The organism is Dyella soli (assembly GCF_054482295.1).
The window spans coordinates 149,331-164,769 of sequence record NZ_JBTFFU010000002.1; the positions used below are offsets into that span (position 1 = coordinate 149,331).

10 protein-coding genes are annotated in these 15,439 nt (G+C 68.8%); 7 read left to right on the forward strand and 3 right to left on the reverse strand.

All coding sequences use genetic code 11. The features are described from left to right. Window positions 1–327: 327 nt before the first annotated feature. Window positions 328–837 (forward strand): molybdopterin-dependent oxidoreductase, encoded by a 510-nt coding sequence (locus tag ACXU4B_RS11090; protein ID WP_131412550.1) that lies wholly within the window; start codon window positions 328–330, stop codon window positions 835–837. 17 nt (window positions 838–854) lie between these two features. On the opposite strand, the gene ACXU4B_RS11095 is transcribed toward ACXU4B_RS11090, so the two are convergent. Next, window positions 855–1,673, reverse strand: a complete 819-nt coding sequence (locus ACXU4B_RS11095; protein ID WP_131412548.1) for a ribonuclease H-like domain-containing protein — start codon at window positions 1,671–1,673, stop codon at window positions 855–857. Continuing rightward, complete coding sequence (locus ACXU4B_RS11100; RefSeq protein ID WP_131412546.1) at window positions 1,670–4,090, reverse strand: DEAD/DEAH box helicase; 2,421 nt, start codon at window positions 4,088–4,090, stop codon at window positions 1,670–1,672. Before ACXU4B_RS11100 ends, ACXU4B_RS11095 begins: the two co-directional genes overlap by 4 nt. Window positions 4,091–4,327: 237 nt before the next feature. On the opposite strand from ACXU4B_RS11100, the gene ACXU4B_RS11105 reads away from it, so the two are divergent. The 6 genes from ACXU4B_RS11105 to ACXU4B_RS11130 all read left to right on the forward strand — a co-directional run bounded on the left by ACXU4B_RS11105 (window position 4,328) and on the right by ACXU4B_RS11130 (window position 13,641). Beyond that, window positions 4,328–4,993: a response regulator gene (locus tag ACXU4B_RS11105; protein WP_131412544.1), complete on the forward strand. Its 666-nt coding sequence runs from the start codon at window positions 4,328–4,330 to the stop codon at window positions 4,991–4,993. Next, window positions 4,990–6,405 carry an ATP-binding protein gene (locus ACXU4B_RS11110; protein ID WP_131412542.1) on the forward strand — a complete coding sequence of 472 codons (1,416 nt, stop codon included), beginning with the start codon at window positions 4,990–4,992 and terminating at the stop codon, window positions 6,403–6,405. The genes ACXU4B_RS11105 and ACXU4B_RS11110 overlap by 4 nt, the downstream gene beginning before the upstream one ends. Before the next feature lie 168 nt (window positions 6,406–6,573). After that, window positions 6,574–7,884: a TolC family protein gene (locus tag ACXU4B_RS11115; RefSeq protein WP_165583232.1), complete on the forward strand. Its 1,311-nt coding sequence runs from the start codon at window positions 6,574–6,576 to the stop codon at window positions 7,882–7,884. Then, window positions 7,881–8,918 carry an efflux RND transporter periplasmic adaptor subunit gene (locus ACXU4B_RS11120; RefSeq protein ID WP_131412538.1) on the forward strand — a complete coding sequence of 346 codons (1,038 nt, stop codon included), beginning with the start codon at window positions 7,881–7,883 and terminating at the stop codon, window positions 8,916–8,918. The genes ACXU4B_RS11115 and ACXU4B_RS11120 overlap by 4 nt, the downstream gene beginning before the upstream one ends. After that, window positions 8,915–11,965 (forward strand): efflux RND transporter permease subunit, encoded by a 3,051-nt coding sequence (locus ACXU4B_RS11125; protein ID WP_131412536.1) that lies wholly within the window; start codon window positions 8,915–8,917, stop codon window positions 11,963–11,965. Before ACXU4B_RS11120 ends, ACXU4B_RS11125 begins: the two co-directional genes overlap by 4 nt. Window positions 11,966–12,030: 65 nt before the next feature. Further along, complete coding sequence (locus ACXU4B_RS11130) at window positions 12,031–13,641, forward strand: ArnT family glycosyltransferase (protein ID WP_131412534.1); 1,611 nt, start codon at window positions 12,031–12,033, stop codon at window positions 13,639–13,641. Here the strand turns inward: ACXU4B_RS11130 and ACXU4B_RS11135 are convergent. Next, a complete protein-coding gene (locus ACXU4B_RS11135) occupies window positions 13,638–15,407 on the reverse strand; it encodes a GGDEF domain-containing protein (protein ID WP_131412532.1) in 1,770 nt (589 codons plus the stop codon). The genes ACXU4B_RS11130 and ACXU4B_RS11135 overlap by 4 nt on opposite strands. Window positions 15,408–15,439: the final 32 nt, after the last annotated feature.

Sequence of the window (15,439 nt, forward strand, 5' to 3'; positions counted from 1 at the left end):
CAAGTTCTTGCGACGATCAGTGTGTACGGCTTGTGACGCGTGGCAACGTTTCGCACATCCATGTCGTGGCTCGGCGCCCGGCAGGTTTGGACGGCCACGCGCCGGCAAGAACACGCTGTTCCACTTCGGTGCGTGGCGTAGCGAGGTCGCCTCGTGCAGGAGCGACGGCGGCTCGCTGTCACTCGTGGCCATGTCGCCGCACGCCTATGGTTTCGAGTTCGTGCTGGCCGGCAAGCCGGATCAGCGTAAGCTGGTGCAGCGCGATGGCCAGCACGAACAGGCCTGTGACGCAGTGAAATAACGCAGGCCCCGAAGGGACGTCAGCCCATGAGTCTTCGCTTCCTCGCCAGCTGTCTGTTGTGCTTCGCGTGCTCGGCCTTTGCGGCCGAACCCGCCCCGAATCCGCCCGCCTCGCCGTCGATCAAGCTGGTGCTCGATGGCAAGCCGGCCGATCGTCTCGACCGTGCAGCGCTGGCGCTGATGCCCAGGGCCACGGCGACCGCCGCCGCGCACGGCGAGCAACCGGCTACCTGGCAGGGCGTGGCGCTGCAGGACATCGTGCGCCGCACGTGCGTGGTGTCGGGTGACGCGCTGGTCGGGCGCGCCCTGGCCAGGCTGGTCCGCGTGACCGGGGCGGACGGCTACCAGGTTGTGTTCAGTGCGGCCGAGCTCGATGAAGACTTTGGCGGTGCGGTGGTGATCGTCGCCGACAGCAGGGACGGCAAGCCGTTGTCGCAGGACGGCCCGTTCCGCCTGGTCGTACCCAAGGACAAGCGCCCCGCCCGCTGGGTGCGCAACGTCACCACCATCGAGGTGGTGGATGCCTCGACGCCTTGACGGCGGATTGCAGGTGCCTACGGGTCGGCCGCGAAGTGCGCAAGGATGCCGCCCAGGCTGCGCAGGTCCTGGCTGTTGTGGCGTGCGACGCGATGCAGTGGTTCGGCCGAGCCGCCGCGCAGGAATCCCAGCCAGGCGGCGGGCGCATCAGAGCCGGGCAGGTCATCCTCGCGCACCACGCGCAACAACTGGCGTTCGACGGTAGCGAGGCGGCAGTTCTCCCACACGCCACGCCAGCGACGGCGAACAGGATGCAGTAGGTCGATATGGGCGAGGCCGGCCAATGGGCAGGCGCGTTGATGCAGGCGAAAGCGGGTCTTGAGCAGCGGCGAGTCGTAGGACTTGCCGTTGTAGCTGACCAGCACCGTATCCGGGTGCAGCCATGACGCGAAGCAGTCGAGCATGGACGACTCGGCGGCCAGCGTGGCGATCAGCAACTGGCGTTCGCGAAACTGCCCTTGGTGCCAGTCGGCCACGCCGATCATGAAGGCGCGGGTGCCGGTTCCTCCTGCCAGGCCGGTCGTTTCGGTGTCGAACAGCAGCAGTCGCTCGGGGTCGATCACTTCGTCCATTCGCGCAAAGCCGGCGTGGAACGCGGGAGGTGCAGGCGGCCATGGGCCGGTGGTCTCGCTCACGTGCAGGCCCGGTGCGATGCAGCGCCCGGGCAGGGGCATGGACTCGTCCGCGCGGCGGGGCGTGCCGCCGGCGCGCTGGCGCACGCCCAGCAGCTGGGTGAGTTGATGGCTGGCGGGCGGTGCCGGGCGACGCGGCGGCGCCGCGGCAGCAACACCTGCCTGGCGGCGCAGCCCGCGCAGCTTGTCGGCAAGCGTGTTCACAGGGCGGCGATCAGGTCGAGCACGCGCGTGGCGAGTGACTTCAGCGGCATCTCGCCCTGCTCGTCGACCGCCAGCACCGGGCCCACGCAGGCCGGGCAGCCGGCGCGACAGTCGCAACGCTGCACCAGTTCGCGCGCCAGTCGCACTAGGTTTTCGCGGCGCTCGTACAGCGGCGCGCTGAGGCCGACGCCACCGGGAAACGCATCATAGAGATAGAGCGTCGGCACGAAGGGTCCGAGCGTGGCCGCATCGCCCTCGCCGAAACTCGCACGCATCTGCGCACGCCCGTTGGCATCGGGCGTGGCGAACCACGCGCCGTCGCCACTGCCCACCGCCTTCTGCAGGTCGCGTGCCTCGGCCATCACGGCCACGGTGGCGACGATATGCAGCGCATGGGCGGCGGCGAGGAAACCATCCAGCGCCTGCTGGCGATGATCGAACGCCTGGTCCAGCGCGCGTTGTGGCAGCTGCCACCATACGGCGGTGGTGTGCAGTTCGAGGTCCGGCAGGTTGACCGGGCCGTAGCCGATGTTCTCGTGCGTGTAGTAGCGGATCTTCTTGTAGCCGGCGACGCGGCGCGCGACATGCACTTCGCCGTGATGGGCGCTGCCGGCACCGGCGGGCGAACCGTCGAACGCCTCGAGCACCTTGAGCTTGGTGTAGTCGATGGCGTCGGTGTAATAGTCGACGTGGGTGCGCGTGACATAGGCCTTGCGGCCGCTCCAGTCGAGGCGCTCCACCTGGTAGGGCACCGACTGGATCATGTGGATCGCGCCTTCGTACAGGGTGAGCGAGGCGGCGCTGAAGTCCACTTCGGCCACGATGGTCTGCCGCCCGTTGGTGCGATCGACCACCACGAAGTTGCCGTCCGCGACGGAGCGCAGCGACACCGCATTGGCCGGGTAGCTGTCGGCAATCCATTCGAAGCGCTCGCCCTCCTGGTGCAGCACGCCCTCCTCGGACAACACCTGCAGCCATGGCGTGGCGTCCTGCGCACCGAAGAGTTCGCCATGGACGAACGGCAGCTCGAACGCGGCGCAGCGGATATGGTCGAGCAGGATGAGCGGCTGGTCGGGCGCGATGCGCGCATGCTCGGGCGACGAGCCCTGGAAGAATTCCGGATGGCGCACCAGATACTGGTCGAGCGGATCGCTGCTGGCCACCAGTACGCCGAGCGAGGCCTGCTGCCGTCGGCCCGCGCGGCCGAAGCGCTGCCAGGTGGCGGCGACACTGCCGGGGTAGCCGTTGAGCACCACCACGTCGAGCGCGCCGATGTCCACGCCCAGCTCCAGCGCCGAGGTGCTGACGATGCCGTCGACCTGTCCGGCGCGCATCTCACGCTCGGCCGCGCGGCGCTCGGTGGGCAGGTAACCGCCGCGGTAGGCGCGGATGCGCGGCGGCTTGCGCGGGTCGCTGTCGAACACGTCCTTGAGGTACTTGGTCAGCACTTCGACCATCAGGCGTGACTGGGCGAACACCAGCGTTTTCAGGCCGGCGCGGATCGCCGTGCGCGCAATGCGGTTGGATTGCGAGCGGGCCGAGGCGCGCAGCCCGAGGTCGGGATTCACCACCGGCGGATTCCACAGCAGCACGTGCTTCTCGCCCACCGGGGCGCCACTTTCGGTAATGGCGGTGACCGGCTGCTCGATCAGCGCGCTGGCATGCTCGGCCGGGTTGCCGATGGTGGCCGAGCACAGGATGAATTGCGGCGACACCCCGTAGAACGCGCACACGCGCTGCAGGCGCCGCAGCACGTTGGCCACGTGCGAGCCGAACACGCCGCGATAGGTATGCACTTCATCGATCACCACATAGCGCAGGTTCTCGAAGAACTGCGCCCACTTGGTGTGGTGCGGAAGGATCGCCTGGTGCAGCATGTCCGGGTTGCTCACCACGATATCGCCGTGCAGGCGTATCGCCTGGCGCGCATCCCCCGGCGTATCGCCATCGAAGGTGAACGCCTTGACCCCCAGCGCGCCGGCATTGTTGAGCTCCAGCAGCTCGGCCACCTGGTCCTGCGCCAGCGCCTTGGTAGGAAACAGGAACAGTGCCTTGGCCTGCTGGCGCATGGCCGCGCTGATCACCGGCAGCGTGTAGCACAGCGACTTGCCCGAGGCCGTTGGCGTGGCGATCACCACGTGCTCGCCCGCGGCGGTGGCATTCCAGGCTTGCGCCTGATGCGCGTAGAGCTGCTCCACGCCGCGTGCGCGCAAGGCCTGCGCGAGCGCTGGCGGCATGTCGCCGGGCAACGGGGCGAACTGGCCCTCCTTGCCGGGCAGCACGAAGGCGCCGGTGATGCGGTCGCCGTAGCGTTTCGCCAGCCGCCGGGCCAGCTGCCCGCCACCGGCCACGGGGGCGCCGGGCTCGCCGTCCTGTCGCAAGGCGCGCTGGGCCAGTGGGTTGGGCAAGGCATTCATCGGCGTGCTCCGTCCGGGGGACGGGCATTGCAGCGGCAGCCTGTCTCAGAAACTGAGACAACCTGCCGGCGCAGGGGCCCCGCGGCCTGGTTCCTCCCCCCGCGCCAAGGGCGCTTGTTGCGGTCGCCGGGGCCTGCCGACCGGATTTAAGTGTTTCATAAGCCGGCTGACGGATAATCCCGGTGCGTATCCGCCATTGGCAGGCGGTCCAACCAGGGCGACGGGAGCCAGCGGTTCGTGCATATCCTTCTTGTCGAAGACGACGCACAGCTTGGGGTCGCCATCCAGCGCGCCCTCGAGCGGCTGAGCTACACCGTGTCGTGGCTGCGCGACGGGCGTACGGCCATCAGCGCGATCCGCGACCGCACGGCGGACCTGGTGCTGCTCGACCTTGGCCTGCCGGGCAAGGACGGCATCGACGTGCTGATGGAGGCACGGCGTGCGCACGTCGATACCCCGATCCTCGTGATGACCGCGCGCGACGGGCTTTCCTCGCGCGTCGACGGACTCGATGCCGGTGCCGACGATTACCTGATCAAGCCCTTCCACGTGGAGGAGCTGGCGGCACGCATTCGTTCGCTCAGCCGCCGCATGCGTGGCCTCACCGTCAACCGCATCGATGTGGGGGCGCTGAGCCTGGACCTGGGCACGTCGGAAGTGACATTTCGCGGTGAGCCGGTCGACCTCACCCGCCGCGAGTTCGCGCTGCTGCAGGCGTTGATGGAAAACGCCGGGCGGCTGGTGCGGCGCGAGAGCCTGGAGAATTCGCTCTATGGACTGGACCACGTGGTCGGCAACAACGCGCTCGAGGTGCTGGTGCATTCGCTGCGGCGCAAGCTCAGCTTCGACACGGTGCGCAATGTGCGCGGCTTCGGCTACATGATCACGCAGGACCCGCAGTGAGGGCCGGCAGTCTGCGGGAGCGCCTGCGCTGGCTGATCCTTGGCGTGCTTGCCGTGGTGCTGTTGCCGCTGGGTGCCTACAGTTTCCGGCGCACCGTGCAGGAAGTGGGCGAACTGTCCGACGGACGCCTGGCGCAATCGGCGCGCACGTTGCAGGTGCTGGTTGAGAAGATCGGCGTGGATGCGCTGAAATCGCAGGCCATGGGGCAGGGCGTGGTGGTGCCCATCGTGCCCAAGGCGACCCAGGAACTGGTGCTGCACGGGCACACCTACGAGTCGGAGGTCGGCTTCCAGGTCTACGACCGCTCGGGGCATGCGCTGCTGGTCACCGGCAACCTCGCCGCCCTGCCGCCACCGGTGCCGGGCAGCGTCGGCTTCCACGACGTGCAGCTGGATCACTATCACTGGCGCCTGTTTACCTTGCCGGTGACCGCACAGGGCATCGTCATCCGCTCGGCCGAACGCAACGACAGCCGCCGCGACATCACGCTGGCGCTGTGGCTCGAGCATGCACTGCCGCCGCTGATCGCACTTCCGGTACTGGCCTTGCTGGTGGGCTGGGCCGTGCGCCGCGGCCTGCGTCCGCTGGACGAACTGGCCGGCACCCTGGCACGACGCCAGCCCGGCAGCCACGACACGCTGGCGGTCGACGGCGCACCACGCGAGTTGGAACCGGTGCTGTCGGCGCTCAACGGGCAGTTCGCGCGCCTCGAGGATGCGCTCGAACGCGAACGCCGCTTCAGTGCGGACGTGGCCCACGAGCTGCGCACGCCGCTCGCCTCCACCATGATCAACCTCGAGAACGCCGAGGCCACGCGCGACACGCAGGATGCCGCCGAAGCGCTGGCCGGTGCGCGACAGAGCCTGGCGGCACTGGCACGACGGGTCGAGCAGCTCCTGTCGCTGGCGCGGCTGGAGAGCAGTTCGCGCTCGGACCAGCGCACCGATGTGGACGTGACCGCGGTGGCGGCGTCGGTCATCGAGGACATGTCGCTGGCGATTGCCGAAAGCAATGTCGAGCTGGATGTCAGCCTCGCCGATGGTCCGCTGACGATACGCGGCTATGAAGTGGCGCTGGCGACGCTGTTGCGCAACCTGCTGGAAAACGCGTTGCGGCATGTGCCGGACGGCGGCACGGTGCAGCTGGCCGTTGGCCGCGAGCCCGGCTACGCGGTGGTCGACGTGATCGACAGCGGCGAGGGCATTCCCCCCGAACGGCGCGCCGCCGTCTTTGCGCGCTTCCATCGCGAAGGCGCCAGTCGCGGCGACGGCTACGGGCTCGGGCTCTCCATCGTGCAACGCGCCGCGCAGTTGCATGACGCCTCGATTCAATTGCTAGACTCGCCGCATGGTCACGGGCTGCGGGTCTGCGTGCGATTTCCCTTGCGACAGCCGGAGGCTGGCGTGCTGTAGCCGCCGGTGCGGCGCGGCATCGCGGGGTTGCGGGCGGTCGCGCGGGCGGTGCAAAGCTGACGCTAAGGCAAGTCCGCTACCGTGTGCGTCTCTTCCATGCTCCCGGGCCCGTTGGTGTTGACGCCGAAACATTCCTGTCATCGAAGCGGCAGCGTCCGCGTGCGCTGCATGACGGCGGCCCTGCTGGGTGCGCTGCTCGGCGGTTGCGCGACCTATGCGCCAAAGCCACTGCCGGCACAGGCGGCCTCCGCCACCGAATTGTCGGCGCTGCACGGCTATGCACAGGCCACGCCGCCGCTGGACGCCGCCGCGGTGGAGCGCCTGGTCCTGCTCAACAACCCCGACCTGCTGGCCATGCATGCGCGTCACCAGGTGGCCCAGGCCCAGCGCCAACAGGACAGCCTGCTGCCCAATCCCACCGTGGGCGGCAGCATCGGCTACCTGCTGTCGGGGCCGGGCGACGCCACCGCGTGGACGGCATCGATCAGCGAGGACATCACCGCGCTGATCACCCTGCGCCCCCGCCGCGAAGCTGCACGGGCCGCGGCGGACGAGGTGGACGCTGGCCTGTTGTGGGAGCAGTGGCAGACGCTGGGCAAGGCGCGCCTGCTGGTGATCGACCTGGTCGAAGGCGAGCGCATGCTGCTGCTGCAGCGGCAGGCGCTGGAGTGGCTCGCGCAACGCGAATCGCGCATTGCCCATGAAGTCGACCGCAACAACCTGGAGCGACTGGCGGTGGCGCCCGATCTCGCCGCGGCCGCCGATGCGCGCGCCGCCCTGGCGGATCTGCAGCGTCGCCACCTCGACCAGCAACAACAGCTGGCCGCGCTGCTGGGCCTCAGGCCCGATGTGGGCGTGCCGTTGGCGTCGCCCCTGGCACCGCCCGCGCTCGATGCCGCGTCGATCCGCAGCGATGCCGACAGCATCAGCCGCCGCCGGCCCGACCTGGTGGCGCTGCAGCTCGGTTACCAGGCGCAGGAAGCGACCTTGCGCGCCGCCGTGCTCGCGCAGTTCCCGCCGCTGAGCCTTGGCTACGACGCCTCGCAGGACAATAGCCGGGTGCGCAACGGCGGTCCGTCCGTTTCGTTCGCGTTGCCGGTGTTCGACCATAACCAGGGCAACATTGCCATTGCGAGCGCCACGCGCGAACAGTTGCACCACGAATACAGCACGCGACTGGCCACTTCGCGCGACGAAGTCGACGCCTTGCTGGCGCAGTACGCGCAGGCGCGCGCGCAGTGGCTGGCGCTGGCGCCGGTGACCGCCGATGCCGTGCGCGCGGCCGCGCAGGCGAAGATCGCCTGGCAGGGCGGCCTGCTGGACATGCGCGGCTACGTGGATCTCGAAGTCGCGGCCATCAACCGGCAGCTGGCGATGCTCACGCTCGAGCAGACCCTGCTCGAGCAGCAGGCTGCGCTGGAGCTGCTGGTTGGACGCGGCATGCCAAGCTCACTGGACCAGGACGTATTCGCCCCATGATCCGCCGACTGCTCATCGCCACTTCCCTCGTGCTGGCCCTGGCGGCGTGCGCCGCGGACGAATCGGCCGACAAGGATGCCGTCAGCGCGGCGGTATCGACCGTGCCGCTGCAACAGGGCAGCCTGCCCGAGACGATCATGGCCTACGGCACGGCGGGGCCGGCGGCCGACGCCGCGCAAGTGCTGAGCATCCAGGCGGCGGGTCGGGTCACGCGCTGGGAGGTCACGCCGGGTGCGTCGGTGAAGCGCGGGCAGCACCTGCTGAGCTTCGCCCTGGCACCCGCGGCCGTCGCTGCCTACCAGCAGGCGCTGGGCGCACGAACGCTGGCCGAGGCGCAGCGCGCCCATACGGCGCAGTTGATGGCGCAGCAGCTTGCCACGCGCGACCAGCTCGACCAGGCCGACAAGGCGCTGCAGGACGCACAAAGCAATCTCGATGCACTCGTCGAGCAGCAGGGGCGTGCCCCGGTGATCGAACTCACGGCGCCGTTCGACGGCATCGTCGCCACGGTCGATGCCGCCCAGGGCGACGTGCTGCAGCCCGGCGCCGCGCTGCTGTCGCTGCAGCGCGGCGATGGCCTGGTCGTCACCGTGGGCGTCGAGCGCCAGTTGATGGCGCGTGTGCAGGCGGGCGCCCATGCCACGCTGTCACCGCTGGATGCGACGGCGCCGATGCACGGCGCCGTGCGTCGCGTGGCGCGCGCGCTGAATCCGCACACGCACCAGGTGGACGTGGAGGTGGTGCCGGACGGTGCGCTGGTGGCGGGCGAAGGGTTCCGTGCCGACATCGTCATCGGCCAGTGGCAGGGCTGGCTGCTGCCGCGCGATGCGGTGCAGGGCGGCGAGGCCGACCGCCACGTATTCCAGGTGGCGGACGGCAAGGCCGTGCGCGTACCGGTGCGTGTGCTGGGTGAGTCGGACAGCGTGAGCGTGGCCAGCGGCGCGCTCGACCCGCATCGTCCCCTGGTCACCGTGGGCGCCACCCAGCTCGACGACGGCATGGCGGTGCGCACCGCGGCGGGCGCCAGGCCATGAAAGGGCCGGCGTTCCTGGCCAGGCACGCGCGTGCCATCCTGATCGTGGCCTTTGCGCTGGCCATCGCCGGCCTGGCCAGTGCCTTGACCTTGCCGGTCGGCCTGTTTCCCCAGGTGTCGTTTCCGCGCGTGGTGGTGGATCTGGATGCCGGCGATCGCCCGGCCGACCAGACCTCGCTGCTGTTGACGCGCCCGGTGGAAGAAGCGATCCGCACCGTGCCAGGCGTGGAGGGGCTGCGTTCGGAAACCACGCGCGGCTCGGCGCAGATCTCGATCGACTTCGGCTGGGGTCGCGACATGATCGCGTCCACCCTGCAGGTGAACTCGGCAATTGCACGCGTCCTGCCCAGCCTGCCCGCGGGCGCCACGTACAACGTGCGGCGCATGGACCCGACGGTCTTCCCGATCATCTCCTATGCGCTGCAATCCGACACGCTGTCACCGGTCGCGCTGCGCGATCTGGCGGAGTACCAGATCACGCCGCTGCTGGCATCGGTGCAGGGGCTGGCACGCGTCGACGTGCAGGGCGGCGAGACGGCCGAGCTGCAGGTGGAGGCCGATCCGCGCAAGCTCGCGCAGTACGAGCTGAGCCTCGACGACCTGACCACGGCCATTGCCGGCGCAAACCAGTTGCAGGCCGTGGGGCGCGTGCAGGATCGCAACAAGCTCTACCTGGTCGTGGCCGACCACTCGCTGTCGCAGGTCGAGGCGGTCCGCCGCATCGTGGTGAAGCGCGACCCGCATGGCTGGGTCAGGCTGGCTGACGTCGCCACCGTGCGGGACGGCTACGTGCCGCAGTGGATCAAGGTGAGCGAAGACGGCCGGCCTGCCGTGCTGTTCAACGTGTTCGAACAGCCCGACGGCAATGCCGTGGAAGTGGCCACGCAGGTGCGTGAAAAGCTCGCCGCGTTCCGCCTCCCTGCCGGCGTCACGCTCAAGAGCTGGTATGACCAGAGTGAGCTGGTGGTGCAGTCGGCGAAGAGCGTGCGTGACGCGGTGCTGATCGGGCTGGTGCTCGCCGCGGTGGTGCTGCTGCTGTTCCTGCGCAACTCGCGCGTGACGCTGATCGCGATGCTGGTGGTTCCCGTCACGCTGTCGGTGACGGTGCTGCTGCTGCAGGTGCTGGGCATGAGCTTCAACATCATGACCCTCGGCGGCATCGCCGCCGCCGTGGGCCTGGTGATTGACGACGTCATCGTGATGGTGGAGCACGTCGCGCGCCGCGCCGGTGCACAACACCATGGCGGCACGGCGGCGGTGCTGCCGGCGGCGCGCGAATTCCTCGCGCCGCTCACCGGTTCGAGCCTGGCCACTTTGATCGTGTTCATCCCGCTCGGCCTGCTCAGTGGCGTGACCGGCGCGTTCTCCAAGGCGCTGTCGATCACCATGGCGAGCGCGCTGGCGGTGTCATGGATGGTGGCGGCGTGGGTCGTGCCGCCCTTGTTGCGCCGACTCGTCGATTTCAGGAAGTGGCAGGATCCGGGGCTGCACCAGGAGGGCTGGCTGGCGCGCACGCACGCCCACCTGTATGACCGCATCGCGCGGCGACCGGCGTGGATGCTGGCCGCCATCATGCCCCTGCTGGTGGTGGGCGCGGTGGCTTACACGCGCGTGACGACCGGATTCATGCCATCGGTCGACGAAAGCGGCTTCGTGATGGACTACTTCACCGCACCGGGCACGTCCTTGCCCGAGACGGATCGCCAGGTGGCGCAGGTCGAGGGCATCCTGCGCGCGATGCCGGAAGTGGCCACGTTCTCGCGCCGGCTCGGCACGGGGCTGGGCGGCGACCTCGGCCAGTCCTATCACGGCGACTTCTTCGTGCGGCTCAAGCCCGGGCATGCGCGCGCCACCGAAGAGGTGATGAGTGACGTGCGCAATCGCGTCGAGCACGAGATACCCGGCGTGCAGGTCGAGCTGGCGCAGTTGATGGAGGACCTCATCGGCGACCTTACGGCGGTGCCGCAGCCGATCGAGATCAAGCTGTACGCGGCCGACCCGCGCGAACTGGTGCCGCAGGCGGTGAAGGTCGCCAAGGCCATCGCCGGCATTCCCGGCGTGGTGGAAATCAAGGACGGCGTGCAACTGGCCGGTGATGCGCTCAATGTGCAGGTCGATGCCGACAAGGCCGGTTTCGAGGGCATGACCGTGCAGGCGGTGACCCAGGCCGTCGACAACGCGCTGGCGGGCGTGGTGGCCACGCAATTGCCACAGGCGATCAAGAGCGTGGGCGTGCGCGTGCGCATGCCCGGCGCCGACCAGTGGCGCATGCCGCAGCTCGCCGCGCTGCCGATCCGGGCGCCTGATGGCCATGTGTTTCCGCTCGGACGGGTGGCTACGCTCACCGCGGTGACCGGCCAGCCGCAGATCTCCCGTGAAGACCTGCAGCAGATGGTGGCGGTGACCGCACGCATCGAAGGCCGCGGCATGGGCGCCGCGGTCGCCGACGTGAAGAAGCTGCTCGCGCAGCCGGGCATGCTCGGCGCCGACGTGCGCTACGAACTGGGTGGGCTGTACCAGCAGCAACAGATCGCCTTCATCGGCCTGGGCAAGGTCTTCCTGGTCGCCCTGGTGGCGGAGTTCGTGCTGCTGCTGTTCCTGTACGGTCGCACCCGCATCGCCCTCATCGTTATGGGCTGCTCGCTGTTTTCGGCCTCGGCGGTGTTCATTGCCCTGTGGCTGTGTGGGGTCGACCTGAACATCACGGCGATGATGGGCATGACCATGATCATCGGTATGGGCACCGAGATGGCGATCTTCTACGTGTCCGAATACGTGGCGTTGTCAAAAGGCATGCCGCCGCGCGACGCATTGCGCGCCGCCAGCCGGGACCGCCTGCGTCCCATCACCATGACCACGCTGGCGGCGATCCTCACGCTGGTGCCGCTCGCGCTGGCGTTGGGGGCGGGTGCCGGCATCCAGCAGCCGCTGGCGATCGCCATCATCGCCGGGCTCACCCTGCAGTACCCGCTGGTCCTGCTGATCATGCCGGCGCTGATTGGTTTCACCTTGCCGAAGCCGGGGCAGCCCGCGGGCCAGCCCGGGTGAGCGCGGACACTTTGATGTAGTGTGAGCCTAAGAATTATGTAAGGCAGGCCCATCAAGATGCCTCCATGATTTCCTGGTCACGTGTCCGCGATGGACTAGGCGCCTCACCCGCGCTGGTCATGCTCCTGCTGCTGCCGCTGCTGGCAGTGCTGCCGCCCGTGCCCATCGATGAAACCCGCTACCTGAGCGTGGCCTGGGAAATGCGCCAGGGCGGTGACTGGGTCACGCTGCACCTCAATGGCCTGCCGTATTTCGACAAGCCGCCACTGCTGTTCTGGCTGCTGAATCTCTGCTGGAGCGTGCTCGGCGTGTCGCTGTGGTCGGCGCGGGCGCTGATGCTGCTGTGCGGGGCCGGTTGCGTCGCGCTATGCCAGCGCATCGAACGTCGCCTGTCACCCGAGGCGTCCGGCGAGGCGGCCTGGCTGCTGCTGGGCATCCTGTTCTTCACGCTGTTCAGCAGCGTGGTGATGTTCGACATCCTGCTGTGTCTGTGCGTGCTGCTTGGCTTCCTCGCCGTCGTCGAGTCCACGCAGACGGGTGGCCGCAGGGCGCTGCTCATGCTTTTCGTCGCCAGCGCCCTGGGCGTGCTGGCCAAGGGTCCCGTGATCTTCCTGCACCTGGCCGCGCCGATGCTCGCCGCACGCTGGTGGCATGGCGGTGTGCCGCCGCTGCCATGGCGAAGGGTCGGCGCGATGCTGCTGGTGGTGCTGCTCGGCGGGCTGCCCGCCTTGCTCTGGGCATGGGCTGCGGTGCACGACCTCAGTGCGCAGGACGCCTCCAACCTGCTGCTGCGCCAGACCACGGGGCGGGTGGTGGAGAGTTTTGCGCACAACCGCCCGTTCTGGTGGTACCTGCCCTGGCTGCCGGTACTCGTGCTGCCGTGGCCGGTGCTGGCGCGCTGGCGCCGGCTGGGCAGCGCGTTCGCGACCTGGCGCCAGTCGCGCGCGGTGCGCTTCGGCGCGACCGCGTCGATCCCGACCCTGGTCGCCTTCTGCCTGGTGAGCGGCAAGCAACTGCACTACCTGCTGCCCTTGCTTCCGGGCGTGGCCATCGTGTTCGGCGCCTGGGTGCGCCAAGATCCGGCGCTGCTGTCGATGCGGCGCTGGTGGGTGCTGGTCGTGTTGTGGCTGGGCCTGTTGCTGTGGGCGATGGTGGGCACCGAACCGGTGGGGCGCGGGCACATGCAGCACAGTGTGGCGACGTGGCTCTACCTGCTGTCGGGCGTGCTCATCGTCGCAGCCGTGCTGTACATGCTGCGCAGCCGCCAGCCGCGGGTGGAGCGGCGCACCGCGCTCGGCACGCTGCTGCTGGTGATGGCGCTGCTTCCCCTGATCCACCTGCAGGCGCTGGGCGCACTGGACCTGGCCGTCATCGCGCAGAAAGTGTCGGGCCTGCAGGTCCGCGGCGTGCCGGTGGCGCGCACCGGCAATGATCCGGGACTGGTGACGTTTCTGGCGCGGCTGCCTGAGCCGCTGACCGAGGTCGCCGATCCCGCGCAGTGGGCGCGGCAAAATCCCGATGGGGTATTGCTGGTCTATTCCGGCCGTGGCGTCGCCCCCGCGGGCGCGAGCGACACCGTGCGCCTGGCCAATGGCTGGGCCGGCCTGATGTCGTCGCAGGCCGTGCTGGCCGATCCCGGTGAAGACGCGCTGGTTCCGCGCCCGCGCCAACCCTAGCCGGTCGATTTGGAAAAGGGCGGCAGGTCCATGACATCCGCGGGTGGTACGTGTTCGCACACGCCGTCGCGGGACGCCGAGGCTGCGTCATCGCTGTCGCCGTACACCACGCGGTCGCGCCCGTCGCGCTTGGCGCAATAGAGCGCGTTGTCGGCATCGATCATCAGCTGGCGCAGTTCGTAGCCGCTGCGGTCGGTCGATGCCACGCCGAAGCTGGCACTGATCACCACGTTTCGCGTCTCGCCCCACAGCGGCGTGGCCGAAATCGCCTGGCGCAGCCGCTCGGCGCGTTCGCGCGCCTGCGCGGCGCTGCAATCGGGCATCAGGATGGCGAACTCCTCGCCGCCCAGGCGGCCAAACAGATCGCGTGGTCCAAGGTGCTGCTGGCATGCCGCCACCGCGCGCTTGAGCACGAGGTCGCCGGTGACGTGGCCGTAGGTATCGTTCACCTGCTTGAAGTGATCCAGGTCCATCAGGATCAGGCAGGCGCAGCGCGTGGTCCGGGCGGCGAGCCGCAAGGCCTGCTCGGTGGCGTCGACGAAATGCTGCCGGCTGCTGATGCCGGTGAGGCTGTCCTGCGTCGCCAGCCGCATGAAGCGCATCTGCGAGCGCTTGAGGCGAAGGAACAGCAAGGTGATCGACGCCAGCACCGTGAGCAGCAGGGCGATATACAGCCGGCTGGTTTCCACCGCCTTGAGGTCGAGTGCCCGCTGCAGTTGCAGGATCCGGTTCTGCTTGGCCAGCGTGTCCACCTGCATGCGGTTGGCCAGCAGCTGCTGCTTGACGGTCTGGTAGGCCAGCGCACCGGCGCCGATGTCGCTGAGGTGGGCCTTGTCGGCCGCCATGTATTTCTCGTGATAGTCGAGCGCGGCGCGTGCGTTGCCTTGCTGCGCTTCGAGCCGGTACAGCAACTCATAGGTCTGCCGCAGCGGCTCGCTGTATTCGTCCTTGATCGCGCTGGCGATGGTGGCAAGCGCGAACTTCCTCGCCCTGGCCACGTCGCCGAGCTTCAGGTAGCCCCTCGCCAGCAGGACGTTGAAATATTCCATCAGGGCCGGATAGCGGTATCCCTCGACTTCCGGGTAATGCTCTTCCAGCAGGCGCGTGGCGACGGCGGCGCGGCCTTCCTCGATGTCGAAGGTGGCCATGTCACTCAGCATGGCGTTGGCGATCAGTGATTCGCCGCCCTGCGTGCACAGGTCGATGGCCTGCTGGAACTGCGCGCGCGTCACCCGGCTCTTGCCGCTGTGGAACAGTGCGTGCAGCTTGAAATAGGACGGCCGGCAGGCCGTCTTGCCGGGCGGAATGTTCTGGAACATCTGCTCGGCGTATTCGCCCGCCAGCTCATACTGTCCGGCGATGACGAGGAACTGGGTGGCCTCGCTCATGGCATCGAAGCGGGCCTGCTTGTCGCTGGCCAGGGGCATCAGGTCGCCCATCCGGTTCAGCTGTACAAACGCTTCTTCGTAGCGATGGCCGAAGCCGAAGATATTGATCAGGGTCGCCGTCGCGCGCAGCCGGAGCGCGGCATCCGGCGCCTGCTCGGCGATGGTCTTGAGGGCCACGCCGGCGCGCGCGTAGTCGCCGTCGAATGCCTGCTGCCAGGCGTCGAGATAGCGCAACAGCCATTGCTGGTCGGCGGGCAGGTTGGCCGCGTCCTGGTCAAGCCGCCCGAGGATCTTCACGAATTCGGCGTGATTGGTCGTCTTGATGTCATCCGCGCGATCAAGCAGCTGCGCCGGATGATCGAGCGTGGGAACGGCCATGGCAGCCGTTCCCACGCAAAGACCCAGGAGAA